The organism is Streptomyces sp. NPDC001348, from assembly GCF_053597535.1.
This window is the reverse complement of sequence record NZ_JBSFIK010000002.1, coordinates 326,064-348,907: the sequence shown is the minus strand read 5'-3', so window position 1 is coordinate 348,907 and position 22,844 is coordinate 326,064. Positions and strand designations below refer to the sequence as shown.

23 protein-coding genes are annotated in these 22,844 nt (G+C 73.9%); 12 read left to right on the top strand and 11 right to left on the bottom strand.

Features of this window, described 5'->3' with window-relative positions:
• Positions 1–64 precede the first annotated feature (64 nt).
• The 4 genes from ACWC21_RS03390 to ACWC21_RS03375 all read left to right on the top strand — a co-directional run bounded on the left by ACWC21_RS03390 (position 65) and on the right by ACWC21_RS03375 (position 4,433).
• Positions 65–1,093 carry a LacI family DNA-binding transcriptional regulator gene (locus tag ACWC21_RS03390; protein WP_450877631.1) on the top strand — a complete coding sequence of 343 codons (1,029 nt, stop codon included), beginning with the start codon at positions 65–67 and terminating at the stop codon, positions 1,091–1,093.
• Between the two features lie 97 nt (positions 1,094–1,190).
• The gene (locus tag ACWC21_RS03385; RefSeq protein ID WP_450877629.1) at positions 1,191–2,492 is read left to right on the top strand and encodes an alpha/beta fold hydrolase; all 1,302 of its coding nucleotides are present in this window, start codon (positions 1,191–1,193) and stop codon (positions 2,490–2,492) included.
• 169 nt (positions 2,493–2,661) lie between these two features.
• Positions 2,662–3,555 carry an RNA polymerase sigma factor SigJ gene (sigJ, locus tag ACWC21_RS03380; protein ID WP_450877627.1) on the top strand — a complete coding sequence of 298 codons (894 nt, stop codon included), beginning with the start codon at positions 2,662–2,664 and terminating at the stop codon, positions 3,553–3,555.
• Positions 3,556–3,593: 38 nt separating this feature from the next.
• Positions 3,594–4,433: a pentapeptide repeat-containing protein gene (locus ACWC21_RS03375; RefSeq protein WP_450877625.1), complete on the top strand. Its 840-nt coding sequence runs from the start codon at positions 3,594–3,596 to the stop codon at positions 4,431–4,433.
• A gap of 153 nt (positions 4,434–4,586) precedes the next feature.
• On the opposite strand, the gene ACWC21_RS03370 is transcribed toward ACWC21_RS03375, so the two are convergent.
• From ACWC21_RS03370 to ACWC21_RS03350, 5 genes are all read right to left on the bottom strand, one after another.
• Complete coding sequence (locus ACWC21_RS03370) at positions 4,587–5,792, bottom strand: lactonase family protein (RefSeq protein WP_450877623.1); 1,206 nt, start codon at positions 5,790–5,792, stop codon at positions 4,587–4,589.
• A 113-nt stretch (positions 5,793–5,905) separates the two neighbouring features.
• The gene (locus ACWC21_RS03365) at positions 5,906–6,943 is read right to left on the bottom strand and encodes a hypothetical protein (protein ID WP_450877621.1); all 1,038 of its coding nucleotides are present in this window, start codon (positions 6,941–6,943) and stop codon (positions 5,906–5,908) included.
• Between the two features lie 36 nt (positions 6,944–6,979).
• Positions 6,980–8,233: an FUSC family protein gene (locus ACWC21_RS03360; RefSeq protein WP_450877619.1), complete on the bottom strand. Its 1,254-nt coding sequence runs from the start codon at positions 8,231–8,233 to the stop codon at positions 6,980–6,982.
• Between the two features lie 120 nt (positions 8,234–8,353).
• The gene (locus tag ACWC21_RS03355; protein WP_450877617.1) at positions 8,354–8,848 is read right to left on the bottom strand and encodes an FBP domain-containing protein; all 495 of its coding nucleotides are present in this window, start codon (positions 8,846–8,848) and stop codon (positions 8,354–8,356) included.
• A gap of 339 nt (positions 8,849–9,187) precedes the next feature.
• A complete protein-coding gene (locus tag ACWC21_RS03350; RefSeq protein ID WP_450877704.1) occupies positions 9,188–9,802 on the bottom strand; it encodes a PAS domain-containing protein in 615 nt (204 codons plus the stop codon).
• A gap of 254 nt (positions 9,803–10,056) precedes the next feature.
• On the opposite strand from ACWC21_RS03350, the gene ACWC21_RS03345 reads away from it, so the two are divergent.
• Together ACWC21_RS03345 and ACWC21_RS03340 are read left to right on the top strand one after the other, a co-directional pair.
• The gene (locus tag ACWC21_RS03345) at positions 10,057–13,224 is read left to right on the top strand and encodes a bifunctional cytochrome P450/NADPH--P450 reductase (RefSeq protein ID WP_450877615.1); all 3,168 of its coding nucleotides are present in this window, start codon (positions 10,057–10,059) and stop codon (positions 13,222–13,224) included.
• 25 nt (positions 13,225–13,249) lie between these two features.
• Complete coding sequence (locus tag ACWC21_RS03340; protein ID WP_450877613.1) at positions 13,250–14,236, top strand: phosphotransferase family protein; 987 nt, start codon at positions 13,250–13,252, stop codon at positions 14,234–14,236.
• A gap of 10 nt (positions 14,237–14,246) precedes the next feature.
• Here the strand turns inward: ACWC21_RS03340 and ACWC21_RS03335 are convergent, their stop codons facing one another.
• The 5 genes from ACWC21_RS03335 to ACWC21_RS03315 all read right to left on the bottom strand — a co-directional run bounded on the left by ACWC21_RS03335 (position 14,247) and on the right by ACWC21_RS03315 (position 18,906).
• Positions 14,247–14,486 (bottom strand): hypothetical protein, encoded by a 240-nt coding sequence (locus ACWC21_RS03335; RefSeq protein ID WP_450877611.1) that lies wholly within the window; start codon positions 14,484–14,486, stop codon positions 14,247–14,249.
• Positions 14,487–14,550: 64 nt separating this feature from the next.
• The gene (locus tag ACWC21_RS03330) at positions 14,551–15,582 is read right to left on the bottom strand and encodes an SDR family oxidoreductase (RefSeq protein ID WP_450877609.1); all 1,032 of its coding nucleotides are present in this window, start codon (positions 15,580–15,582) and stop codon (positions 14,551–14,553) included.
• A 304-nt stretch (positions 15,583–15,886) separates the two neighbouring features.
• Positions 15,887–17,095, bottom strand: a complete 1,209-nt coding sequence (locus ACWC21_RS03325) for an FUSC family protein (RefSeq protein WP_450877607.1) — start codon at positions 17,093–17,095, stop codon at positions 15,887–15,889.
• Positions 17,096–17,154: 59 nt separating this feature from the next.
• The gene (locus ACWC21_RS03320) at positions 17,155–17,820 is read right to left on the bottom strand and encodes an HAD family hydrolase (protein WP_450877605.1); all 666 of its coding nucleotides are present in this window, start codon (positions 17,818–17,820) and stop codon (positions 17,155–17,157) included.
• Positions 17,821–17,868: 48 nt separating this feature from the next.
• Entirely contained in the window at positions 17,869–18,906 is a 1,038-nt protein-coding gene (locus ACWC21_RS03315; RefSeq protein WP_450877603.1) for a PHP domain-containing protein, read from the bottom strand.
• 151 nt (positions 18,907–19,057) lie between these two features.
• Here ACWC21_RS03315 and ACWC21_RS03310 point away from each other — a divergent pair, with 151 nt between their 5' ends.
• Positions 19,058–19,867 (top strand): SDR family oxidoreductase, encoded by an 810-nt coding sequence (locus ACWC21_RS03310; RefSeq protein ID WP_450877601.1) that lies wholly within the window; start codon positions 19,058–19,060, stop codon positions 19,865–19,867.
• Between the two features lie 230 nt (positions 19,868–20,097).
• Entirely contained in the window at positions 20,098–20,343 is a 246-nt protein-coding gene (locus tag ACWC21_RS03305; protein ID WP_450877599.1) for a hypothetical protein, read from the top strand.
• A 44-nt stretch (positions 20,344–20,387) separates the two neighbouring features.
• Here ACWC21_RS03305 and ACWC21_RS03300 read toward each other — a convergent pair whose 3' ends face one another.
• On the bottom strand, positions 20,388–20,978 hold the full coding sequence (locus ACWC21_RS03300; RefSeq protein WP_450877597.1) for a VanZ family protein: 591 nt from the start codon (positions 20,976–20,978) through the stop codon (positions 20,388–20,390).
• A 242-nt stretch (positions 20,979–21,220) separates the two neighbouring features.
• Here ACWC21_RS03300 and ACWC21_RS03295 point away from each other — a divergent pair, with 242 nt between their 5' ends.
• From ACWC21_RS03295 to ACWC21_RS03280, 4 genes are read left to right on the top strand one after another with little or no spacing between them, the layout of a single operon-like run.
• On the top strand, positions 21,221–21,403 hold the full coding sequence (locus ACWC21_RS03295; RefSeq protein WP_450877595.1) for a hypothetical protein: 183 nt from the start codon (positions 21,221–21,223) through the stop codon (positions 21,401–21,403).
• Positions 21,400–21,852: an MrpF/PhaF family protein gene (locus ACWC21_RS03290; RefSeq protein ID WP_450877593.1), complete on the top strand. Its 453-nt coding sequence runs from the start codon at positions 21,400–21,402 to the stop codon at positions 21,850–21,852. Before ACWC21_RS03295 ends, ACWC21_RS03290 begins: the two co-directional genes overlap by 4 nt.
• Positions 21,845–22,105: a Na(+)/H(+) antiporter subunit B gene (locus ACWC21_RS03285; RefSeq protein ID WP_450877591.1), complete on the top strand. Its 261-nt coding sequence runs from the start codon at positions 21,845–21,847 to the stop codon at positions 22,103–22,105. Before ACWC21_RS03290 ends, ACWC21_RS03285 begins: the two co-directional genes overlap by 8 nt.
• Positions 22,102–22,842, top strand: coding sequence for an MnhB domain-containing protein (locus ACWC21_RS03280; RefSeq protein ID WP_450877589.1), 741 nt, complete (start codon positions 22,102–22,104; stop codon positions 22,840–22,842). Before ACWC21_RS03285 ends, ACWC21_RS03280 begins: the two co-directional genes overlap by 4 nt.
• Positions 22,843–22,844 lie beyond the last annotated feature (2 nt).

Below are 22,844 nucleotides of genomic sequence, written 5' to 3'. Positions count from 1 at the left end.
CGGGATGAACGGTAATGTGAAGGCCCTCCCGCCGCCCCCTCGTCCCTCTGGAGGTCCCCGCCCGATGGCCCAGTCGGTGGGTATCAAGGATGTCGCCCGCGCCGCCGGAGTGTCGGTGGGCACCGTGTCCAACGTCATCAACCGTCCGGACACGGTGGCCTCAGAGACGCGCGCCCGCGTGCAGTCCGCCATAGACCGGCTGGGCTACGTCCGCAGCGAGTCCGCGCGTCAGTTGCGCGCCGGCCGCAGCCGGATCATGGGCCTGCTCGTCCTCGACATGGGCAACCCCTTCTTCGTGGACGTGGCGCGCGGCGCCGAACGGGCGGCGCGCGAGGCCGGGCTCGGCGTGATGGTCTGCAACAGCGCCCAGAGCGCCGGCGAGGAGGCCGAGTACCTGTCGCTCTTCGCCGAGCAGCGGGTGCGCGGCGTGCTGCTCACCCCGGCCGACGCCACCGGGCGCAACATCGACGCGTTCCGGCGGCACGGCATCCCCTTCGTGCTGGTCGACCGGGTCGCCGAGGGCACCACCGAGTGCTCGGTCTCCGTCGACGACGTCGCGGGTGGCGCCCTGGCGGTCCGGCACCTGGTGGACGCCGGCCACCGCTCCATCGCCTACGTCAGCGGTCCGCCCGGTTTCAACCAGGTCAGGGACCGCCGCACCGGCGCCCTGAACGCCCTCGCCGAGGCCGGGCTCGGCCCCGACGCCCTGCGCGAACTGCCCACGGAAAGCCTCGACGTGGCCGCCGGACGGGACGCGGGCGCCCGCCTGCTGGGCCTCGCCGACCGGCCGACCGCGGTGTTCTGCGCCAACGACCTCCTCGCCCTCGGCGTGCTGCAGGCCATGTACGCGGCCGGCGTCGTCGTCCCCGACGACCTCGCCATCGTCGGCTACGACGACATCGAGTTCGCGGCGGCCGCCGCCGTCCCGCTGACCTCCGTACGCCAGCCCGCCGTCACCATGGGCGCCCTCGCCGCCGAACTGCTGCTGGAGGAGACGGAGGCGTCGCAGGACACCGCCAAGGCGCACGAGCACCGTCGGGTGGTGCTGCAGCCGGAGCTGGTGGTGCGCCGCTCCAGTCTCGCCGCCCGTTGACCCACGATTCAGTAACTTTGCATGATCCCGGGGGTCGGACGGCGCACGGACATGTGCTGAACTGGGACGCGACCATCCGTCCGTCCCGGGAGACCAGTTGACAGTCAGCTACCGCCAGCCCGGCGTCGTCCTCACCGACCACCACTTCACCGTCCCCCTGGACCACGCCGACCCGGCGGGCGGGACCATCGAGCTGTACGCCCGGGAGGCCGTCGCGAGCGACAAGGCGGACCGGGACCTGCCGTGGCTGGTCTATCTCCAGGGCGGCCCAGGCTTCGGGGCGAACCGTTTCATCGGAAAGCAGGCCTGGCTCGGCCGCGCCCTGGAGGACCACCGTGTCCTCCTCCTCGACCAGCGCGGCACCGGCCGCTCCACGCCCGCCAACCGGCAGACGCTCCCGCTGCTCGGCGGCCCCGCCGAACAGGCCGGGTACCTCGCCCGCTTCCGGGCCGACTCCATCGTCCGCGACTGCGAGCTGATCCGCCCCCGGCTCACCGGCGGTGCCCCCTGGACGGTCCTCGGCCAGAGCTTCGGCGGCTTCTGCGCGGTGACGTACCTCTCCCTGGCACCGGAGGGCCTGAGCACCGCCGTCATCACCGGCGGCCTGCCCTCCCTCGACGCGCACGCCGACGACGTCTACCGGGCCGCCTACCCCCGTATCGAACGCAAGGTCGCCGCGCACTACGCCCGATACCCGCAGGACGTCGAACGCGCCCGCCGCGTCGCCGACCACCTGCTGACCCACGACGTGGTCCTGCCCGGCGGCTACCGCCTCACCGTCGAGGCCTTCCAGTCCCTCGGCATCCTGCTCGGCACGAGCGACGGCAGCCACCGCCTGCACTACCTGCTGGAGGACCCCTTCGTCCGCACCCCGCACGGCTGGGAGCTGTCGGACGCCTTCCAGGAAGAGGTCCAGGGCCTGCTGTCCTACGCGGGCCACCCGCTGTACGCCCTGGTCCACGAGGCGATCTACGGTCAGGACGACCGCCCCACCGCCTGGGCGGCGGAACGGGTGCGCGCCGAGTTCCCGCAGTTCGACGCGGCCAAGGCCCTCGCGGGCGACGCACCGCTGCTCTTCACCGGCGAGAGCGTCCACCCCTGGACCTTCGACTGCGACCCCGCCCTGCGCCCGCTGCGCGAGACCGCCGGCCTGCTCGCCGCCCGTACCGACTGGCAGCCCCTGTACGACTCCGCCCGCCTGGCCGCGAACGAGGTCCCGGCCGTGGCCGCCGTCTACCACGACGACATGTACGTCGACACCGACCACGCGCTGCGCACCGCCCGCGCGATCCGGGGCCTGCGCACCTGGGTCACCGACGAGTTCGAGCACGACGGCCTGCGCACCGGCGCGCCCCGCGTACTGGACCGGCTGCTGGCCATGGCCCGCGACGAGGTGTGACACCCCGGCTCCCCCGCGGGCCGGTGGAAAAACGGTTGCGTGGCCGGTCGGGCGGCATGGTCTGCGCCCATACCGAGCCGGAGACCTGGCCGCAGCCCGTACCGGCCGGCCGGCGGCGTGCCCTGACGCACGCCCGGTGGCACCCATCCACGGACCGAACGGGGACGACATGAACGACACCGAGCTACTGGCCGACCGGTTCCAGGAACACCGCGGCCGGCTGAATGCGGTGGCCTACCGGATGCTGGGTTCGCTCGCCGAGGCCGAGGACGCGGTCCAGGAGGCCTGGTTACGGCTCGGCCGGACCGACCCGGACCAGATCAGGAACCTCGGCGGCTGGCTGACCACGGTGGTCGGACGGGTCTGCCTCGACATGCTGCGCTCGCGTACCGCGCGCCGCGAGCAGCCGATGGACGAGGCCTTCGTGCCGGATCCCGTGGTCCGGCCGCTGTCCGCGGTCGACCCCGAGCAGGAGGTGGACCAGGCCGACTCGGTGGGCCTGGCCCTGGTCGTGGTGCTGCAGACGCTGGAGCCCGCCGAGCGGCTGGCGTTCGTCCTGCACGACATGTTCGCCGTGCCCTTCGACGACATCGCGCCCGTCGTGGAACGAACCCCGGCCGCGACCCGGCAGCTGGCCGGCCGGGCCCGCCGCCGGGTGCAGGGCGCCACCCCGTCGTCCGACCCCGACCTCGCGACACAGCGCCAGGCGGTCGACGCCTTCCTGGCGGCCTCCCGCGGCGGCGACTTCGAGGCCCTCGTCGCCCTGCTCCACCCGGACGTGGTGCTGCGTGCCGACGCGGGTGCCCTGGTGCGCGGGACGGGCGCGTCCAAGGTGGTGCACGGGGCGCGGGCGGTTGCCGAACAGGCCTTCCTGTTCCGGCGGTTCGCGGCCTTCGCGCGGCCGGTGCTGGTCAACGGCTCGCTGGGCCTCGTCACCGCGCCGGAGGGCCGTGCCGTGTCCGTCACCGCCCTCACCGTGGCCGACGGCCGGATCACCGGCCTGTACATCCTGGCGGATCCCGACCGCCTGGTTCGGCTGGACCTGCCCGCGCTCACGGAGTGACGGCCAGGACTGATCCGCAGGTCAGTAGGGTGTAGCGCATGCCAGATCAGATATCCGGCCGGTCCGAACTGCATGGCGACTGCGCCTCGTGCTTCGGACTGTGCTGCGTCGCCCTGCCCTTCGCCGTCTCCGCGGACTTCGCGCTGGACAAGCCCGCGGGCAAGCCCTGCCCCAACCTCGGCAGCGACCACCGGTGCGGCATCCACTCCCGGCTGCGGGAGAAGGGCTTCACCGGCTGCACCGTCTACGACTGCTTCGGTGCCGGCCAGAAGGTCTCCCAGGTCGTCTTCGGCGGCCAGGACTGGCGGACCGGTTCCCCTGCGCACGCCCGCCTGATGTTCGAGGTGTTCCCGGTCGTCCGGCAGCTCCACGAACTGCTCCGGTACCTCACCGAGGCGCTGAGCCTGTCCGCCGCCGGTCCCGTGCACGCCGACCTGCGCCGGAAGCTGGAGGAGACCGAGGAGCTCACCCGGCGGACACCGGAGGAACTGGCCGGGCTGGACGTGGCCGCCCACCGGCGGGAGGCCAACGTCCTCCTGCTGCGCACCAGCGACCTGGTGCGCGCCGGCTTCGGCGGACGGGGCGGCAGGAAGAAGGACCGCCGGGGCGCGGATCTCATGGGCGCCCGGCTGAAGGGCGCCGATCTGCGCGGGGCGAGCCTGCGTGGCGCCTGCCTGATCGCCGCCGACCTGACCGGCGCGGACCTGCGCGGAGCGGACCTGATCGGTGCCGACCTGCGCGACGCGGATCTCGCGGACGCCGATCTGACCGGCGCCTTCTTCCTCACCCAGCCACAGCTCGAGGCGGCGCGGGGCAGTGCAGGCACCCGGCTGCCGGAGTCGGTCACCCACCCCGGGCACTGGGCGGCGGACCGCTGACGCCGGGCCGTCCGCTTCCCCGGCCGTGCCGCGCACGGGTGCGGACCAGACTCCCGGCCGCTCCCCGCGCCGCCGGGCCGCGCACCAGCACTGCGCCCCCGCGCCGCCACTCGGGCCGCCCATCGCACCGCATGTCCTGCGCTACCGACCGCGCTACAGCGGCAGCGCGCAGACGGCGACCGGTGAGGCGAACGGCTCGCCCGCGAGCCGCAGGTCGCCGCTGCCCGTGTCCACGTGGAAGACGCTCACCGTGCCGGAGCGCTGGTTGGCGGCGAACAGCAGCGCGCCGTCCGGCGAGAAGGCGATCTGCCGAGGGAAGTCGCCGCCGACCGGCACGGTGTCGATGAGGCGCAGCCGGGCTCCGTCGGCCTCGACGGCGTACCGGGTGAGGCTGTTGTCGCCGCGGTTGGCCAGGTAGGCGTAGGCGCCGTTCGCGGTCACCAGCAGCTGGGCCGGGTAGCTGGTGCCCGCTCCGGTGCCGGTGGACTGCGGGGCGCCGATCGTCAGACGGCCGGTGGCGGCCTCGTAGGCGCACACCGTGACCGTGTTGTCGACCTCGTCGGCCAGGTAGGCATGCCGACCGTCCGGATGGAAGGTGAGGTGGCGCGGGCCCGCGCCGGCTCGCGTGGAGGCCCGGGCGACCTCGGTGAGCGTGCCCTTCGTCGGGTCCAGGCGGTAGCTGTGGACGGTGTCGGTGCCCAGGTCGACGGCGAGTACATGCCCGCCGTCGGGGCTGGTGACGATCTGGTGGGCGTGCGGGCCCTGCCGGCCCGGGCCGGGGGCGGGGCTCGAGTGGGTGACCAGGTCGGTGCGCTCCCCGAGAGCGCCCGTCTCCTCGATCGGGTGCACGGCCACGCTGCCGGATCCGTAGTTGGCGCTGAGCAGCCAGCGCCCGGTGGGGTGCACGGAGAGGTGGCACGGAGCCGCTCCGCCGGTGCTCCTGGTGCCCAGGAGGCGCCGGTCGGCCAGCCGGACGGCGCTCACCCCGCCCTCCGTCCGCTCGTCGACGGCGTACAGGGTGCGGCCGTCCGGATGCACCGCGAGGTACGACGGGTCGGCCACCCCGGTGAGGGTCCCCGCGCCGGTGATGCTGCCCGTCACGGGGTCGTACGAGGCCAGGCCGATGCCGGTGCCGCCGCCGTCCACGGAGGTGTACGTGCCCAGGTACAGCGGGCGGGGGGAGTCGTCGGGAGCGCGGCGCTCCGGCCGTGCGGTGGCCGTACGCTCCCAGGACGCGGACGCGTCAGGCCCGGGCGTGGCGGGGGCGGGGACCGCCACCATGGCGGCGGTCCCCGCCGCGGCCCCGACGAACCGGCGCCTGCTCCAGCCGCCGCGCGCCTCCCGCGCCCCACTGTCCATGCCCGCACCTCAGGTGGTCGTCCGCCCGGTCGTGACGGCCACCTTCGCGCGGTCCGCGCCTCAAGTGCAAGTGCGGCAATCCATGGTGCACGTGCTGCAACGGGGTGCGGCGGCTACCACTCCCCGTCCTCGACCGGTACGCCCGGTGCGTCCTTCAGCTGCTTCACCTGACCGGGCGACGGCGCCTGCCAGGGATCGAGGTCGTCGCCGAGCCAGTCGCCGACCGGCTTGACCGACTCCAGGCCGTCCGCGGGGGCCAGGTCCTCGGCGTCCTGGTCGTAGTAGTCGTACCAGGGCAGCCCCGCCCTGGTGTACGCCGCCCGGTCCACCGGCGAAGGCGGCGGCGCCTCGCCCGTGATACGCCGCCACTGGGGCGGCGTGACCAGGTGCACGAACACCCGCCCCGACGGCTCCTCGGACCAGTGGGCGAGCGGCCGGTCGTCCCGGTAGACCTCCTGGCGCATCGAGCCGCCGACGCCGAGCCCCATGGCCGCGCTCCTTCGCGGCCCCGGCGCGGGAGCGGCGCCCGGGGCCGCCATGGCGGCCATGGCGGGGGCGCCCGGGGGCGCGCCGTATCCTCGCGTCCGCTCCCGCATCCGCTCCCGGGCCCGCTGCTCCTCGCGCCACTCGGTGAGGAGTCCTTCCCGCAGCGGAAACGATCGCAGCTGCACCCCGCCCCACACCTCCTCGCCCGTGACCTGGCCCTCCACCGTCGCGCCCAGCCCCAGCGGCACCGCGACGAACTGGCGGACCGTGCCCTTGCCCGAGTTGATGCCGTCCAGCCAGGGCTGGCGGGGCAGCACGAGATAGTTCTGCGGGTCCCCGGAGAGCCGGTCGGTGAACGGCTTGCCCGACACGGCGCACACCTTGCCGACCCCGACCTGCAGGGCGGCCGGTTCCGTGGTGCCCGCGAAGCTCAGCCACATCGCCTCACGCAGGTACACCGGCAGCATCACGCCGCCGCGCGCCCGCCACTCCTCGGGCACGGTGTCCGCGTAGTCGGCGATCCGCCGGACGGGGAACTCGCCCAGCCCCGGCGGCAGCGGATGCGTGCCCGACTCCGGGAGCCGGAGGGTACGCACGAACCGCACGGCCACCGAGCCCGGCAGGCGAAGCGTGTTCCCGTCGATCCGTACGGCCGTGCCGGTCATCCGCACGCCCCCTTCCGCGTCGGCCGAATTCTCTCCTCACGGATAACGTCTGCCGGCCCCCAGGCGGTTCCGGTGCATCTGCTCGTACACCCCGATGCGCTCCCGCAGCCGGGTCAGCCACGGCATCCGGGCGCGCTGCTCGCGGGAGACACGGTCCAGCTCCTCCAGCAGGCGCCGCGAGCGGTGCTCGGTGTCGAGCTCGTCGATGATCCGGTCGACCTCGGTCAGCACGGCGCCGAGCAGCTGCCAGGTCTGCGTGTCGCGCTCGGCCTCCGCCCTGAGCGCCACGGCCACCTTGTCCCGGGTCGCGGCGGCCGTGTGCAGCTCGGCGGTGAGCCGGGCCTCCGCCGACTCGGCGTTGCGGCTGAGGTCGGTGGTCACCAGCACGGCGAAGCTGACGACGGCGTCGGCGATCTCGGACAGCAGCTGCTGCACCGCGGCGCCCGTCTCCGGCGAGAACAGCGGCTCGGGATCGCGGGCCTTGGCCAGGTCGGTGAAGGAGCGGGCCAGCACCCGCAGCACCACCGTGCAGATCTCGAGCGTGTCCAGCCCGGTGCGCAGCACCACCCGGTGCAGCAGGCCCTCGCGCACCCGGGGATTGAGCCGCAGGCTGTCCTCGGCCTGCCGCAGCTCCGCGTCCACCTCGATGATGTCGTGGTCGAGCCGCCGTGCCTCGTACAACCGCGCGGTGGCCTCCTCCACCGCCGTCTCCTGCGCGGCCTCCTCACCCATCCGCAGCATCAGCCGCCGCACCCGCCGTGCCAGCCCCTCGATGGACTCCCCGGCCTTGTCCACCCACACCGGGGGCGCCAGCAGGAGGTTGCAGGCCATGCCGACACCGGCGCCGATCAGCGTCTCCACGATGCGGGCCCAGGCGGTGTACCCGATGGTGGTGACGCCGAGCACCAGCATGGCGCTGATCGCCACCTCGGCCACGTACTCGTTGACCCGCACCACGTGCCCCACGCCCAGCGCGGCCACGATCAGCAGCGCCAGGCTCCACCAGGTCAGGCCCACCAGCAGGCTGAAGGCGATGGCGACCAGGACACCCGCGACCACGGCGTTCACCCGGCGGATGCCGTTCTGCAGCGTGGCGTAGAAGGTCACCTGGACCACCAGCAGGGCGGTCAGGGGCGCGGTCAGCGGTGCCGGTTCCGGACTCAGCCGCAGCGCGATGACATAGGCGATCGAGGCCGCTACGGCCGACCGCAGGGCCTGGACGACCACCGGGTCGCGCCTGAGTCCCAGGAAACGCGACAGGGGCGCCGTCCACTCACGTACTACTTGCATCGCTTGCACCCGTTCCCGTTCAGGTGACTCATCGAACACATTCGATGGGCCGGGTGGCAAGCAGCCACCGCGGACCTCACCGGTCGGGGTCGGGGGAACCGGGCCGGGGGAGGCCTGACCTCAGGCGTACAGCTTGTCCAGGAAGGCGGACAGATGGCCCGTCGTGCGGGCTATCTGCTCCTCCAGTGTGAGGCTCTCCTCGAAGCGCGCCCCGGAGTCGGGGACCTTCTTCCCGCGCACGTACAGGGAGCAGGCCAGGTCGGTGCACATGTACAGGCCGACCGAGTTGCCCTCGCGGCCCGCCGGGCCCGCCTTCCGTGCCGCCATCAGGGACACGCCGCCCCCGCGGTGGGTGGTCAGGCACAGCGAGCACATGCTGCGGTGCAGGAACCCGCGCTGCGAGGACGGGAAGCGCAGTGCCACGCCGACCGGCCGGCCGTCCCGCTCCGTGACGAGGTAACTGCGATCGGGCGCGCCGGGATCCCGCCAACCGAGGAAGTCCAGGTCGTCCCAGGGTCGTTGGTCGAGGTCGCGGGGGAGGGCCAGCCGCTTCGCATCGCCCTTCGAGCAGTTGACGAACGAGGTGCGGATGTCCTGCTCGGTGAGGGATCTCATGGGACAGGTCCTTCTGCGAGACGTGAAACCTAGGGGGACTAGGTTTTTGCCTAGCTTAGACGGCGTCATCAGGGGGAGCCAATGCATTTCCGAACCCACCGGGCCGGCGTGGGCCCGGGCGGCGCTGTGGTACCGGCTGACCGTGCCGGAACTGCGCCGCCAGGCCGGCTGACGGGGTCCGGAGTACGCCGCACTGGGCGCCGCCATCGCCGAGGACGGCCTGCTCACCTCGGGGCTCATCGGCGACGCGGCCCGCACCGGCCGGTACGTCCCGCAGGAGCCGAAGATGGTCTGGCACACCCTGGCCGGATTCGGCGCCCCGGAGGGAGCGGGCACCGCCTACTCCGTCACCGCGGCCGTCGGCGCGGGCGGCCAGACACCCGCCGCGAGCACCCCCGAGGCGTAGGCGCGGGCGACCAGTTCCGTACGGGTGGCGGCGCCCCAGCGGGCCGACAGCCGGCGCAGGTGGTAGGTCACCCCGTCCGTGGTGAGCCCCAGCTCGCGCGCGGCCCGCGCCGTGGTGGCGCCCCCGGCGAGCAGCGCGAGCACCCGCCCCTCCACCGGTGTGACCCTCACGGGCTCCTCCGCCTGCCGCTCACGTTCACCGAGCACCCGCAGCATCACCAGCAGCGCGGGCGTCTCCTCGACGGAGTCGCTCACCGGATCCGCCGTCAGCTCCCCGTACCGCTCGGCACCGCCGGGCGCCCGCCAGCGCACCGACACCTGGTACCGCGACCGGTGCCGTAGCCGCAGCGCCTCGGCGATCCGCTGCACCTGCGTCGCCTCCTGGGGCCGGAACAACTCCAGCACCTCCCGTCCGCGCAGCCGCCCCGGGGGCGTACCGCACTCGGCGGCCATCGCCGGGTTGGCGAGGACGACCACCCCGTACACGTCGCACACGGCGACCGGTACGCAGACCCGGTCGAAGAGGGTCAGCGCGCGGTTCCGCCACATCACCGCATCGATCCGGCCCGCCTCCACCCGCACCTCCCGCCGTGCCGCGCCGACCCGCCCATCAAAGACGAGCACCGAGGTCAGGAGCAACTTCGGGGTGTGGGGCGGCGGCAGAGCCGAGCACCGGGACCGCGCAAGTCCTCCGGGCCGTTTTCCACTGCAGGATCATGTAGTGCGGTGGCGCGGGCCGGAGCGGCGGGTCGAGCAGGCTGGAACTCCGTACCACCCGTACCGCGAAAGGCACTTGTCGCGCCATGCCCCCCACCGCGCCGCACCCCCACCCCGCAGACGTCCTCCCCGTCGTAGACATCACCGCCACCGGTCCCGGCCGCACACCGATCCAGCAGGTCATGCGGCTCATGCGGGAGCACGGCCCGGCACTGGTGCGGCGGCTGCACGGCCGGGACACGCTGTTCGTCGCCGACGCCGACCTGGTGGCCGACCTGGCCGACGAGGAGCGGTTCGCCAAGCACGTCGGACCGGCCCTGGAGAACGTGCGTGAGTTCACCGCCGACGGACTGTTCACCGCGTACAACGACGAGCCCAACTGGACCCGCGCGCACGACATCCTGATGCCCGCCTTCGCGCTCGGCTCGATGCGCACCTACCACCCGGTGATGCTGCAGGTGGCCCGGCGGCTCATCGCCGCCTGGGACCGGGCGGCCCGGGACGGGCGGGTGGTCGACGTCCCCGAGGACATGACCCGCATGACCCTCGACACCATCGGCCTCGCCGGATTCGGCTACGACTTCGGCTCCTTCGAACGCCCCGAACCGCACCCCTTCGTGGAGTCGATGGTCCGCTGCCTGGAGTGGAGCATGACCCGCCTCGCCCGCACCCCGGGCGGGGACCACTCGGCGGCCGACGCCGCGTTCCGGACCGACGCCGACTACCTCGCCCAGGTCGTCGACGACGTCATCGCCTCCCGGGCCGGCACCGACCAGAGCGCCGCCGACGACCTCCTCGGCCTGATGCTCACCGCCGAACACCCCGCCGACGGCGGCCGGCTGGACACCGCCAACATCCGCAACCAGGTCATCACCTTCCTGATCGCCGGGCACGAGACGACCTCCGGCGCGATGTCCTTCGCCCTCTACTACCTGGCCAAGCACCCCACCGCGCTCCGCCTCGTGCAGCGCGAGGCCGACGCCCTGTGGGGCGACGACGCCGACCCCGAGCCGACGTACGACGAGGTCGGCAGGCTCACCTACACCCGCCAGGTACTCAACGAGGCGCTGCGACTGTGGCCGACGGCCGCCGCCTTCAGCCGGCACGCCCTCCAGGACACCCTGCTCGGTGGCCGGGTCCCGCTGCGCGCCGGACAGGCCGTCACCGTGCTCGCCCCGATGCTGCACCGGCAGCCCGTCTGGGGGGACAACCCCGAGCTGTTCGACCCGGACCGGTTCACCGCCGAGGCGGAGGCGGCGCGGCCCGTGCACGCCTTCAAGCCCTTCGGCACCGGTGAACGAGCCTGTATCGGGAGGCAGTTCGCGCTGCACGAGGCGACGATGCTGCTGGCGATGCTCGTCCACCGCTACCGGGTGCACGACCACGCCGACTACGCGCTCACGGTGAAGGAGACCCTCACCCTCAAGCCCGAGGGCTTCACCCTCACCCTGACCCCGCGCACCCCCGCCGACCGCGCCCACACCCCGCTGCCGGGCGCCGCCCCCGCCCCGGCCTCCGAGGCCACCGACACGGCCGCCCTCCCGGAACGGGTCCGCCCCGGCACCGGCGCCCTCTTCCTGCACGGCAGCAACTACGGCACCTGCCGCGACTTCGCCGGCCGGCTCGCCGACGAGGCCGCCGCGCTCGGCTGCGAGACCGACACCGCGCCGCTGGACGCCTACGCCGGCGGTCTGCCCACCGACCGCCCGGTCGTCATCACCGCCGCCTCGTACAACGGCCGCCCCACCGACGACGCCACCGCCTTCGCCGCCTGGCTGGACGAGACCCCCGACCTGACCGGAGTGACGTACGCCGTCCTCGGCGTCGGCGACCGCAACTGGGCCGCCACCTACCAGCAGGTCCCGACCCGCGTCGACGCCCGCCTCGCCGAACTCGGCGCCACCCGGCTCACCGACCGCGCCGCCGCCGACGCCTCCGGCGACCTGACCGGCGCGGTCCGCGAATTCACCGCCCGGCTGCGCACCACCCTCCTGGAACGGTACGGCGACCCCCACGCCACCGCCTCCACCGCCCCCGAGCCCGCCACGGCGTACGAGGTCCGCACCCTGACCGGTGGCCCGCTGGACGCGCTCGCCGAGCGGCACGGGCTGGTCCCCATGACGGTCACCGAGGCCCGCGACCTCACCGCTCCCGGGTACCCCCGCACCAAGCGCTTCCTGCGCGTCGCCCTGCCCGAGGGTGTCACCTACCGCACGGCCGACCACCTCACCGTCCTGCCCGTCAACGCCCCCGGCCTGGTGGAGCGCGCCGCCGCCGCACTGGGCGCCGACCTCGACACCGTCCTGGACGTCCGGGCCACCCGGCCGCGCCGCGACGGTCTCCCGGTGGACCGTCCGCTGACCGTACGCCAACTGCTCACCCACCACGTGGAGCTGCAGGAGCGTCCGGCCCCGGCGCAGTTGTCCGCGCTCGCCGCGGCCAACCCCTGCCCGCCCGAGCGGGCCGCCCTCGCGGCCCTGACCGACGACCCGCGCACCCTCGTCGAGGTGATCGAGGACCACCCGGCCCTGCGCGGCGCCCTGGACTGGGCCCGGCTCCTCGACGTACTCACGCCGTTGCGCCCCCGGCACTACTCCATCTCCTCCTCGCCCGCCGTCGACCCGGGCCACGCGGAGCTGATGGTCTCCCTCCTCCAGGCGCCCGCACGCTCCGGCAAGGGTGTCTACCGGGGCACCGGCTCCGGCCACCTCGCCGCGCTGCGGCCCGGCGACACGGTGCTCGCCCGTGTCCAGCCCTGCCGGGAGGCGTTCCGGATCGACGACAGCGCACCGGTCGTCATGATCGCGGCGGGGACCGGCCTCGCCCCCTTCCGCGGCGCCATCGCCGACCGCACCGCCGCACTCGGCGCCGGCGTCGAACTCCCGCCCGCGGTCTGCTACTTCGGGTGCGACGCCCCCGACGCCGACTTCCTCCACGCGGACGAGCTGCGCGCCGCCGAGAGCGCCGGGGCCGTCTCGCTGCGCCCGGCCTTCAGCGCGGCGCCCGAGGACGGGGTCATGTTCGTCCAGCACCGCATCGCCGCCGAGGCCGACGAGATGTGGCGGCTGCTGGACGCCGGGGCCCGGGTGTACGTCTGCGGCGACGGTGCGCGCATGGCACCAGGGGTGCGTGAGGCGTTCCGTACCCTGTACCGGGACCGCACGCCCGGCGCCGACGCACGGGCGGCCGAGCAGTGGCTCGACGAACTGGTGGAGCACGGCCGTTACATCGAGGACGTGTACGCGGCCGGCTGACCCGAAGGGGAGGGGTGGGCGCACGATGGCGGACTCCTGGGAAAGGGCCCGGAGCGTTCTGGAGGACTCCGGGATCCCGCCCGGCCTGCTGGCCGACGTGCGCCCGCTCAGCGGCGGCACCTACAACTGCGTCGAGGAACTCCGGCTCACCGACGGCAGCCGGTACGTGCTGAAGGTCGCGCCCTCCGCCCCGGGGCTGCGCCACGAGGCGCGGCTGCTGGTCGCCGAGGCGGAGTTCTGCCGGGTCGCCGAAGAGGCCGGGGTCCCGGCGCCGCGCGTGGTGGCCGTGGCCGACGACCCGGACGCACGCCACCTGCTGGTGACCCTCTGCCCGGGCGAACCCTGGGACGCGTCGGTGACCGGGACCGAACGCGTCGAGCTGCGCGCGGAGCTGGGCCGCCAGGTCGCCCGGCTGCACCGGCTGCGCGGTCCGGGTTTCGGCTATCCGTCCGGCGCCCTCGGACCGCTCGCCCGGGACTGGCGGACCGCGTTCACCGCGATGTTCGAGGCGGTCCTCGACGACGCCCGCGACTACGCGGCCCGGCTGCCGCGCCCGGTCGACGCGGTGGCCCGCACCGCGCGCGCCGCGTACCCCGCGCTGGAGGAGGTCGTCGTCCCGCGCCCCGTCCACTTCGACCTGTGGCCGGGCAACATCCTGCTGGACCGTTCGGCCGGCGGCGTCCGCATCGGCGGTCTCATCGACGGCGAGCGGATGTTCTGGGGCGATCCCGTGGCCGACTTCGTCTCCCTCGCCCTGCTCGGCGACATCAGCCGGGACGAGGCGTTCCTCGCGGGCTACCGCGACGCCGGAGGAGTGGCCGGGCTGGACGGCCCGTCCCGGCTCCGGCTCGCCCTCTACCGCGTCTACCTCTACCTGATCATGCTCATCGAGACGATCCCGCGGGCGGTGGGGGAGGACCGGGAGCGCCGGGTCCAGGAGGCGGTGGCCCCGCAGCTCGTCGCCGCCCTCGACGAGATCGAGGAGACGGCACCACCCGCCCGGGCCCGCTGACCCCGCCGCCTCAGCCCGTGGGCTCGTCCGGCACGGGGTGCTCGGTCTGCTCCGGTCCCGGGCGCGGCGCGTCCTGCCGTCCCGTCCCGGCCTCGTCGGTGTCGGGAACGTCGTTCGCGGCGCCTTCGTCGTCCCCCCGTCCCGCGGCCGCTGCCCACGGGTCCTCATCGGGGTATGCCTGCTGGTCCGGAAGGTCCCGCGGGACGGGCGCGGTGCCCTCCCCGGGCCGGTGGCCGCTGTTGTCGGTCACGGCGTTCTCCCCTCGGGTCGTTGTCGGAGGTAGCTGAGTACCAGCCCCTGTGACCTGCGAAACCTCAGCCGACCTTGTGGCCCCGCAGCGGTTCGGTGTCCGCCCCCGCGCCCTGCTGCAGCCCGCCCAGGAACTCCTGCAGCACGTCCGTCGCGCTGTGCTCCGGCCGCCAGCCGAGTTCGGAGTGCGCACGCGTGCAGTCCATCAAGGGCAGCCGCAGCACCGCGTCGAACAGGTGCGGGGAGGCGGGCAGCAGGTGCAGCCCCCAGGCGGCGGCCACCGCGGACCGGGCCGCCGTACGGGGCAGCCGCACCGGACGGGTGCCGAGCATCCCGCCCAGCAGATCCGCGTCGACCGGCGGATCGGCCGCCAGGTTGAAGGCACCGCGCGCGTCCGGCGAGCGCAGCGCAAGCCGGTACGCCCTCGCCGCGTCGTCGGTGTGCAGCGCCTGCACCCGCAGCCCGGGCACGTCCGGGAGGAACGGCAGCAGTTCGGGACGGGCCAGCGGGCCCGGCAGGAAGCGGCCGCCGAAGATCCGGCGCTGCTCGCTCGCCGACTGACGCTTGAAGAGGAAGGCCGGCCGCATGCGCACCACCCGCACGTCGGGATGGTCGCGCTCGAAGACGTCCAGGGTCCGCTCCAGGTACGCCTTCTCGCGGCAGTACGCGGCGTCCGGCCAGCCGTGGGTCGGCCACGACTCGTCCACCGTCTGATCCTTGGGGCCCGGTGAGTAGGCGCCGACCGACGAGGCGTGCACCAGCACCGGCACCCCCGCCGCGGCCACCGCCTCGAACACCCTGATGCTGCCGAGCACGTTGGTCCGCCAGGTCTTCGCCGGGTCGTGCGTCGGCTGGAACGCCCACGCCAGGTGGACCACGGCGTCGGCCCCCGCGAACCGCTCGGCGAGATCGGCCTGTTCCGATCCCACGTCGACGCGGGACCACTCGGTCTTCGGGGGCATCCACTCGGGCGTCCGGCGGGCCAGACCCCGCACCCACTCGACCTCCGGATCCTCCGCGAGCAGGCGCACCACGCTCGTACCCACGTTGCCGGTGGCGCCCGTCACCACGACCCTGCTACCCGTTGCGCTGCTCACCCTGGGCTCCTCTCGGCGGCTGGCGGCCGGACCGCCCGAGTACCCGGCCCGCCCGGTGCGCACGCGCGAAGCGGACATGGGAAAGCCCCGACCGGACGGGGGAAGACCGGTCGGGGCAGCAGGGGTGTGGGCGCGGATGGCGGTCGCCTCTCGGCGAAAGGCTCCACAGGGCTTCAGCCGAACGATCGTCCCTGTGGGCAAAAGGTGAGGCCCGGGGACACTGTCCCATCCGCACCCACGGTGGGTTCAACGGACAACCACCGGTGGTTGTTCCGATGTGTGTCGTCCTGGGCGGTGATGTGCGTCACTGTCCGGAGTCGTCGGTGGAGCGGGGAGCGGTCTCCGCCCACAGGTTCTCGGCCTGCAGCAGCATCGCGCCCAGGACCGCGGCCCGCGGCGCCTCCCATCCCTCGTGCTCACGCAGACCGTCCTGCAGTTGCCGGCGCAGCTCCAGCCGCGTCTCCTCGGCGCGCTCCTCGTCCTGTTCGTCGTCGGCGTCCCCGCCGCAGCGGGCGTCGCCGTCCCCGCCGGGCCGCCCGCCCAGCAGGCGGTCGCTCTCCTTGTGGCACGACCGGGCGATCAGCTCCAGCAGTTCCGCGTACGGCTTCAGCAGCGCCGGGTCCGGAGGCGTGGCCGTACGGCCGTCGTCGGCGGAGACCGCGAGCGTCCGGGTCAGGGCGCGGACGTGACCGGTGACCCGGCTCCAGCGCTCGTCCTCGTCCTCCGGCGGCACGTCCGAGGGGGCCCGGCGAAAGGCGCGCAGCACACGGCTGGTCAGCCGCAGGCTCTCCCGGCTCCAGCCACGGGCCGAGCGCAGCGACTCCAGACAGCGTTCGATCCGGGAGGCGGCGTGCGACCAGTCGGCAGCCGTGTCGGCGTCCCAGTCCCCGCGCCGGAGACCTTCGGCGACGGTGCACAGCACATCACCCACCTCCCTGGCCAGCGTCGCGAGGTTCTCCCGCACGTCCCGCAGGTGGATGGGCGGCAGCACGAACGCGTTGACCGCCACCCCGATCACCGCGCCCAGCGCGGACTCGCCCACCCGGTGCCCGGCCGAGGCCGCCGTGACGCTGCCGGAGGCCAGGGTGAACACCGCCGTGGTCGCCCCGTAGATGCCCTGGTTGCCGAAGCGCGACCAGTTCGCCAGCAGCATCAGCACGGGCAGGGAGACGGCGAGCGCACCCAGCGTGTTCCCGGCGACCGCCTGTGCCGCCGTGCCGAGCAGCGTGCCGATGCAGATCGCCGCGAGCTGCTGCGCCGCCTGCCGCAGCGAGCTGTACACCGTGGCCTGCACCATGAGCAGCGCGACCCAGGGCGCCATCATGGCCATCGGGTCGCTCAGCCAGTCGTTCGCCACGTACCAGGCCAGCAGCGCGGCCCCGGCGGCCTTGAGCGACTGCACCACCAGGTCGCGCTCCCGGCCCGGCCCCCGCCAGGCGGCCCGGACGGACCGGCCGACGCCCGACGCGCCCCGGGACAGTGCCTGTCGTGGTATCCATGTCACGCTCGTCATGTTGTGCGGGTATCCCAAGATCGCGTTTCCTCAAGTGGCTGAAGTTCACGAATCCCAGGTCATGGGGCCAGCGGGGTTGTGCCGAGGGACGCCAGCAGGTGCGCGGGATCGTCGTAGACCGCCTCCGCGCCCGCCTCCACCAGATCGCCGCGCGGAATGCCGCCGCACAGGACGCCCACGCAGCGCACTCCGGCCCGGCTGCCGGCCCGCATGTCCCACACGGTGTCACCGACGAACACCGCCCGCTCGGCGGGCACCCCGGCCAGCTCCAGGGCGTGTTCGACCGGCTCCGGGGCGGGCTTTCCCTGCTCCACGTCGTCGGCGCTCGCGGTGGCGGTGATGGCCTCGTCCGCGTCGATCGCCCGGCGCAGCGCGCCCAGCTCGGCGCCGCTCGCCGAGGTGGCCAGGACCACCGCCCAGCCGTCCCGGTGCAGACGCCTGAGCAGTTCCCCGGCGTCCCGCAGCGCGGGCAGGCGGTCGAAGTACTGGCCGTACAGCGCCTTGTGGGCGGCGCTGAGCTCGTCGTCCCGGTCCTTGTCGCGGTCCTCGCCGAGCAGCTGGGCGATCAGGTCGGCGGAGCCGAGGCCGACGGCCCGGTGGACGGCGTGCATGGGTACCCGGTGGCCCGCCTGCCGGAAGGCCTCCCACCAGGTGACGACGTGCAGGTGGTTGGTGTCGACGAGCGTTCCGTCGACGTCGAACACGGCGGCACGGGCGCGGTCCATCCGGGAGGCCTTTCTCTCTGCTCACTCTGGCGTGGCACGGGTACCACGTCAGACGCCCGTCACGCCGGGCGGCGTGCGCCGTTCCCTCGTCCAGGCCAGCAGCTCGTCCATGGACCAGGTGGTCACCACCCGCTCGGGCGGCACCCCGCACTCCTCCGCCCGCGCGCAACCGTGGATCTGCCAGTCCAGCTGGCCGGGCGCGTGCGCGTCGGTGTCGACGGAGAACAGCACACCCGCCTCGACGGCCTGTCGCAGCAGCCGCCGCGGCGGGTCCAGCCGCTCCGGACGGGAGTTGATCTCCAGGGCCGTGCCGGTCTCGGCGCAGGCGGCGAACACCTCCTCCGCGTCGAACTCGGACTCCGGGCGCCCCCGCCCGCTCACCAGCCGGCCGGTGCAGTGACCGAGGACGTCGGAGCGTGGGTCGCGGACGGCGGCCACCATGCGACGGGTCATCGACCGGGCGTCCATGCGCAGCTTGGAGTGCACCGACACCACCACCACGTCGAGCTCGTCGAGCAGCTCCGGCTCCTGGTCGAGCGAGCCGTCCTCGAGGATGTCGCACTCGATTCCGGTCAGCAGCCGGAACGGGGCCCACGTCTCGTTCAGCTCCGCCACCACCCCCAGCTGGCTGCGCAGCCGCTCGGGCGACAGACCGCGCGCGACCGTCAGCCGGGGCGAGTGGTCGGTGAGGACCGCCCACTCATGGCCGAGCCCGGCCGCCGTGCGGCCCATCTCGTCGATCGGGCTGCCGCCGTCGGACCAGTCGGAGTGCAGATGGCAGTCGCCGCGCAAGCGCGCCCGGAGCCGCTCGCCGCCGTGCGCGAGCGGGTCGCCCGCCTCGCCCTGGAGCCGCCGCAGATAGCCCGGCACCTGCCCGGTCAGCGCCTCGCGCACGACCTGCGCGGTCTTCGGGCCGACGCCCTTGAGGGACTCCAGGGTGCCCGCGGACGCCCGCTCCGCCACCTCCTCGGCGGGCAGCCCGGAGAGCACCCGGGCGGCCGTGCGGAAGGCACGTACCCGGTAGGTCGGCGCCATCGACCGCTCCAGCAGGAAGGCGATCCGGTCCAGTGCCTCGAGGGGGTCCATGCCACCTCCGTTCGCCCCGGTCACAGCACCAGGGTGCCCCTCCAGGGTTCCCCGGCCGCGCGGTGGCCGCACCATGTCGTGCCGGTTTGCCCGGTGCGCTCCCGGGTACTGCGGTGCTCCGTCCGCCCGCCCACGGAGGAGGAGGCCTGTCATGTCCGCTCCCGCCGCACCGCGTTCCCCGGTGGCCGTGATCACCGGAGCCGACTCCGGCATCGGCCGCGCCACCGCCGTCCGCCTGGCCCGGCAGGGCGTGGACATCGGGATCACCTGGCACAGTGACCTCAAGGGCGCCGAGGAGACCGCCGACGAGGTGCGCGCCGTGGGGCGGCGGGCTGTCGTGACCCAGATGGACCTCACCCGGCTGCCCTCCGCCGCGGGCGCGGTGGACGAGCTGTGCGACCGGCTCGGCCGGCTCGACATCCTGGTCAACAACGCCGGTACGGGCACCTCGACGCCCTTCGTCGACCTGGAACCGGACAAGGTGCGCGAGGTCATCGACGTCGACCTGCTCGGCCCCTTCCTGTGCGGGCAGCACGCGGCCCGGCACATGATCCGGCAGGGCGACGGCGGCCGGATCGTCAACGTGACCTCCGTCCACGAACACCAGCCCCGGGTCGGCGCGGCCCCGTACTGCGCGGCCAAGGGCGGACTCGGCCTGCTCACCCAGGTCATGGCGCTGGAACTCGCCGAGTACGGCATCACCGTCAACGCCGTCGCCCCCGGCGAGATCGCCACGCCCATGACCGGGCAGGAGGACACGGACCCGCACACCGAGAGCCGCCCCGGAGTGCCGCTCGGGCGGCCGGGTGACGCACGGGAGGTCGCGAACGTCATCGCCTTCCTGGCGGGTGGGGACGCCTCGTACGTCACCGGCGCCTCCTGGGCCGTCGACGGCGGCATGCTCCGGATGGGCCCGATGGCCGGATCCCACCTCAAGAGCGACGACTGGCGGCGTCCCTGAGCCCGTGCGGCTGCCACGAGCTCCCGTGCCCGGCCAGGTGCCGGCCGGGCCTCCCGCCTCTGCCCCGGGTCTTCGAACCGGACCGGCGATCACCCCCGTGCTCACCCGGCCGGGGGAACACGGGGCGTCCGGGCGCCTCGCCACCCAGGGAGCGGTCGAGACGGCCGCCGAACTCCTCGACCGCGGTCACGGACGATCGCCGGGGCGGCTCCCGTCCTAGGCTGGATCACATGACCGAACAAGCAGCTCCCTACATGTCCCACCCGCGGATCCTGGTGCACGGGGTGATGCCGGGGAAGCCCGGCAGCCCGCCCTTCCGCATCGTGGAGATCGACGGTCAAGTGGTCGGTGAGGCGAGGGCCGTCACCGACGTCCTGGAAGCCGCCGCCGCGTACGGCATCACGGTCCACGACCTGGACGACCCGGACCAGGTGCGCTGGGTGGGCGGCGACAAGTTCACCTGGGCGATTCACTAGGAACCCGGCCCGCGTACAGCCGGTCGGCGCCGCCCACCCCGGCGTCACTGCTTGCGCACCCGCGCGTGCACGCGGCCGAGGCGGCGCCCCAGCAGCAGGTAACCCACCAGGGCCCCGGACGTGTTGAGGATGACGTCGTCCACGTCGAAGGCACGGCCGGTCACCAGCAGGCCCTGAGCGGTCTCCACCAGCAGCATCACGGTCGCGGTGACCAGCAGGACCCTGAGGATGCCCCGCACCCGGGGTACGAGGATCGGCAGCAGGACCCCGAACGGGACGCCCAGCACCAGGTTCCCGCCGATCTGCTTGATGGCGTCATGCAGTTCGGGCTGGTCCAGGTAGGCCCTCAGGGAGCGGCCCGGGTGCAGGTTGGTGTGCGCGAGGGACACCGACGCCGGGGACGGCTCGAGGGTGAGCCGGGCCAGGACGACCGCGAACGCCACCATGAAGGCGAAGGCCAGCAGCATCGCCAGCAGTCGCACGGGGAGCGGGAGTACGTGGTGCCCGGCCCTGTCCGGCGGCCCCTTTCTGCCGACGCGGCCGGCCCTGGTGGTGCGGCCGGTTCTTGCGGTGTTGCCGGTTCTTGCGGTGTCGCCGCCCCTGAGGCTGCGCAGGCGTGCGGCTGTGATGCCCATTCGGTCCTCCAGTCTTCAACCTCCCTGCGTGGTAGCGCGATTACCCGCTAAGCGGCGCAGGATGCCGCCGGTCGAGGCCCGGGCAGGTCCCACCCTCGGTTTCCGGACGCCCTCCCGGGGCACTGGGGGCACAGGCCCGCGCGCCGTCGCTCGCTCCGGCCCGTACGGTGCTTGGATGCCCGCAGTGGCGAAACCGGCCAAACGGATGCGACGCCGTGGAACCGGCTGCCGAGGAGGTGTGTGTGAACCGGCGTACGGCCCTCCTCGCCGTCGGCGAGTGGCTTCTGTGGTGGGCCGGGCTCGCCCTGCTGTGGCTGGTGCTGATCAGCACCGTGGACACCCTGGAGCGGGCGGTCGGCGCGGCCGCGGCGGCCGTCACGGCGCTCGCCGCCCGGGCCGCACGACGGGCGGTGGACTGGCGGTGAACGGCTGGATCCTGGCGGCGGCCGTCCTGTTCGCCGGGGGCGCGGGCGCGGCCCTGTGGGGCGTGTCCACCGGCCCGCTGCGGCGCCGTGTCATGGCCCAGAACCTGATCACCTCGGCGGTCTGCCCCGGCCTGCTGCTCCTCTCCCAGGGCTACGCCCGACCCTCGTACGTCGACCTGGCCCTGCTGCTGGCGCTGCTCGGCCCGGTCGGCACCCTCGTCTTCGCCCGGCTGCTCAGTGACGAACTGGAGGGCGACCGGCCGCGGGCCTGGGGACCGACCTGGGCCGCCGCGGGCCTCGGCGCGGTCGTCGTGCTCGTCCTGTGCGCGGCCACCGGACCGGGTCGCGCGATGGTCAAGCTCCTCGTCATCGGCGCCCTGCTGATCGGCGGCAACCTGGTCGCCTCCCGGGCGCTGTCCGGCGGAGTGCGGGGAGTACCCCGTGGCTGATGTGGTGATCGTCGTCGCCCTGCTGCTGGTGGCCGCGGCCGCCCCCGCGGCCGTCGTCAACCGTGACCCGGCCCGCCAGGCCCTGGTGCTCTCCGTCCTCGGCGTGCTGCTCGCCGTGCTGTTCACCGTGCTGCAGGCTCCCGACGTCGGCCTGTCCCAGCTGGCCGTCGGCTCCGCGCTGACCCCGCTGCTGGTGATGCTGTCGGTGCGCAAGGTCAGGCGCCGGCCACGGGCCAAGGACGGCGACCGGTGACCCCGCGCGCCCGGCTGTGGCTGCTCGCCGTGGGCGGCGCGGGCCTCGCCGCCCTCCTCGTCGCCGCCTGTTTCGACCTGCCGTCCTTCGGCGGCCGCCGGCACCCCTACGGGGTACGGGCCGTGCACGCCGCCCTCGCCCGGCACACCGCCAACACGGTCGCCTCCGTCAACTTCGACCAGCGCGCCTACGACACCCTCGGCGAGATGACCATCCTGTTCGCCGCGGTGCTCGGCTGCGTGGTCCTGCTGCGCCAGACCCGCGACGAGCACCGGGCCCGGCCGGAACCCGCCGAGGTGGCGCTGCCGGTACGCCGCTACGCCCTGATCGTGCTGCCCGTCGCCCTGCTCACCGGCCTCTACGCGATCGCCCACGGCCAGCTCAGCCCCGGCGGCGGCTTCCAGGGCGGCGTGGTCGCCGCGACCGCCCTGCACCTGCTGTACCTCGGCGCCGACTACAGCGCCCTGGAACGCGTCCGGCCGGTCGCCCTGTTCGAGGTCGGCGATTCCCTCGCGGCCTCCGCCTACCTGGTGCTCGGCCTCGCCGGCCTGCTCGCCGGGACCGCGTTCCTGGCCAACACGCCGCTTCCGTACGGCACGTTCAACACGCTCTCGTCCGGCGGCATCGTCCCCCTGCTGAACGCGGCCATCGGCATGGAGGTCACCTGCGCGGTGGTCGTGCTGCTCGCCAGTTTCCTGGACCAGGCCGTCGAGATCGAAGGGGAGAGCGGGAGTTGAGA

Coding starts and splice junctions, on each gene's coding strand:
- ACWC21_RS03390 (WP_450877631.1), top strand. CDS start 65: ATGGCCCAGTCGGTGGGTATCAAGGATGTCGCCCGCGCCGCCGGAGTG.
- sigJ (WP_450877627.1), top strand. CDS start 2,662: ATGAACGACACCGAGCTACTGGCCGACCGGTTCCAGGAACACCGCGGC.
- ACWC21_RS03375 (WP_450877625.1), top strand. CDS start 3,594: ATGCCAGATCAGATATCCGGCCGGTCCGAACTGCATGGCGACTGCGCC.
- ACWC21_RS03370 (WP_450877623.1), bottom strand. CDS start 5,792: ATGGACAGTGGGGCGCGGGAGGCGCGCGGCGGCTGGAGCAGGCGCCGG.
- ACWC21_RS03365 (WP_450877621.1), bottom strand. CDS start 6,943: ATGACCGGCACGGCCGTACGGATCGACGGGAACACGCTTCGCCTGCCG.
- ACWC21_RS03360 (WP_450877619.1), bottom strand. CDS start 8,233: ATGCAAGTAGTACGTGAGTGGACGGCGCCCCTGTCGCGTTTCCTGGGA.
- ACWC21_RS03355 (WP_450877617.1), bottom strand. CDS start 8,848: ATGAGATCCCTCACCGAGCAGGACATCCGCACCTCGTTCGTCAACTGC.
- ACWC21_RS03350 (WP_450877704.1), bottom strand. CDS start 9,802: ATGTGGCGGAACCGCGCGCTGACCCTCTTCGACCGGGTCTGCGTACCG.
- ACWC21_RS03345 (WP_450877615.1), top strand. CDS start 10,057: ATGCCCCCCACCGCGCCGCACCCCCACCCCGCAGACGTCCTCCCCGTC.
- ACWC21_RS03340 (WP_450877613.1), top strand. CDS start 13,250: ATGGCGGACTCCTGGGAAAGGGCCCGGAGCGTTCTGGAGGACTCCGGG.
- ACWC21_RS03325 (WP_450877607.1), bottom strand. CDS start 17,095: ATGACGAGCGTGACATGGATACCACGACAGGCACTGTCCCGGGGCGCG.
- ACWC21_RS03320 (WP_450877605.1), bottom strand. CDS start 17,820: ATGGACCGCGCCCGTGCCGCCGTGTTCGACGTCGACGGAACGCTCGTC.
- ACWC21_RS03315 (WP_450877603.1), bottom strand. CDS start 18,906: ATGGACCCCCTCGAGGCACTGGACCGGATCGCCTTCCTGCTGGAGCGG.
- ACWC21_RS03310 (WP_450877601.1), top strand. CDS start 19,058: ATGTCCGCTCCCGCCGCACCGCGTTCCCCGGTGGCCGTGATCACCGGA.
- ACWC21_RS03305 (WP_450877599.1), top strand. CDS start 20,098: ATGACCGAACAAGCAGCTCCCTACATGTCCCACCCGCGGATCCTGGTG.
- ACWC21_RS03300 (WP_450877597.1), bottom strand. CDS start 20,978: ATGGGCATCACAGCCGCACGCCTGCGCAGCCTCAGGGGCGGCGACACC.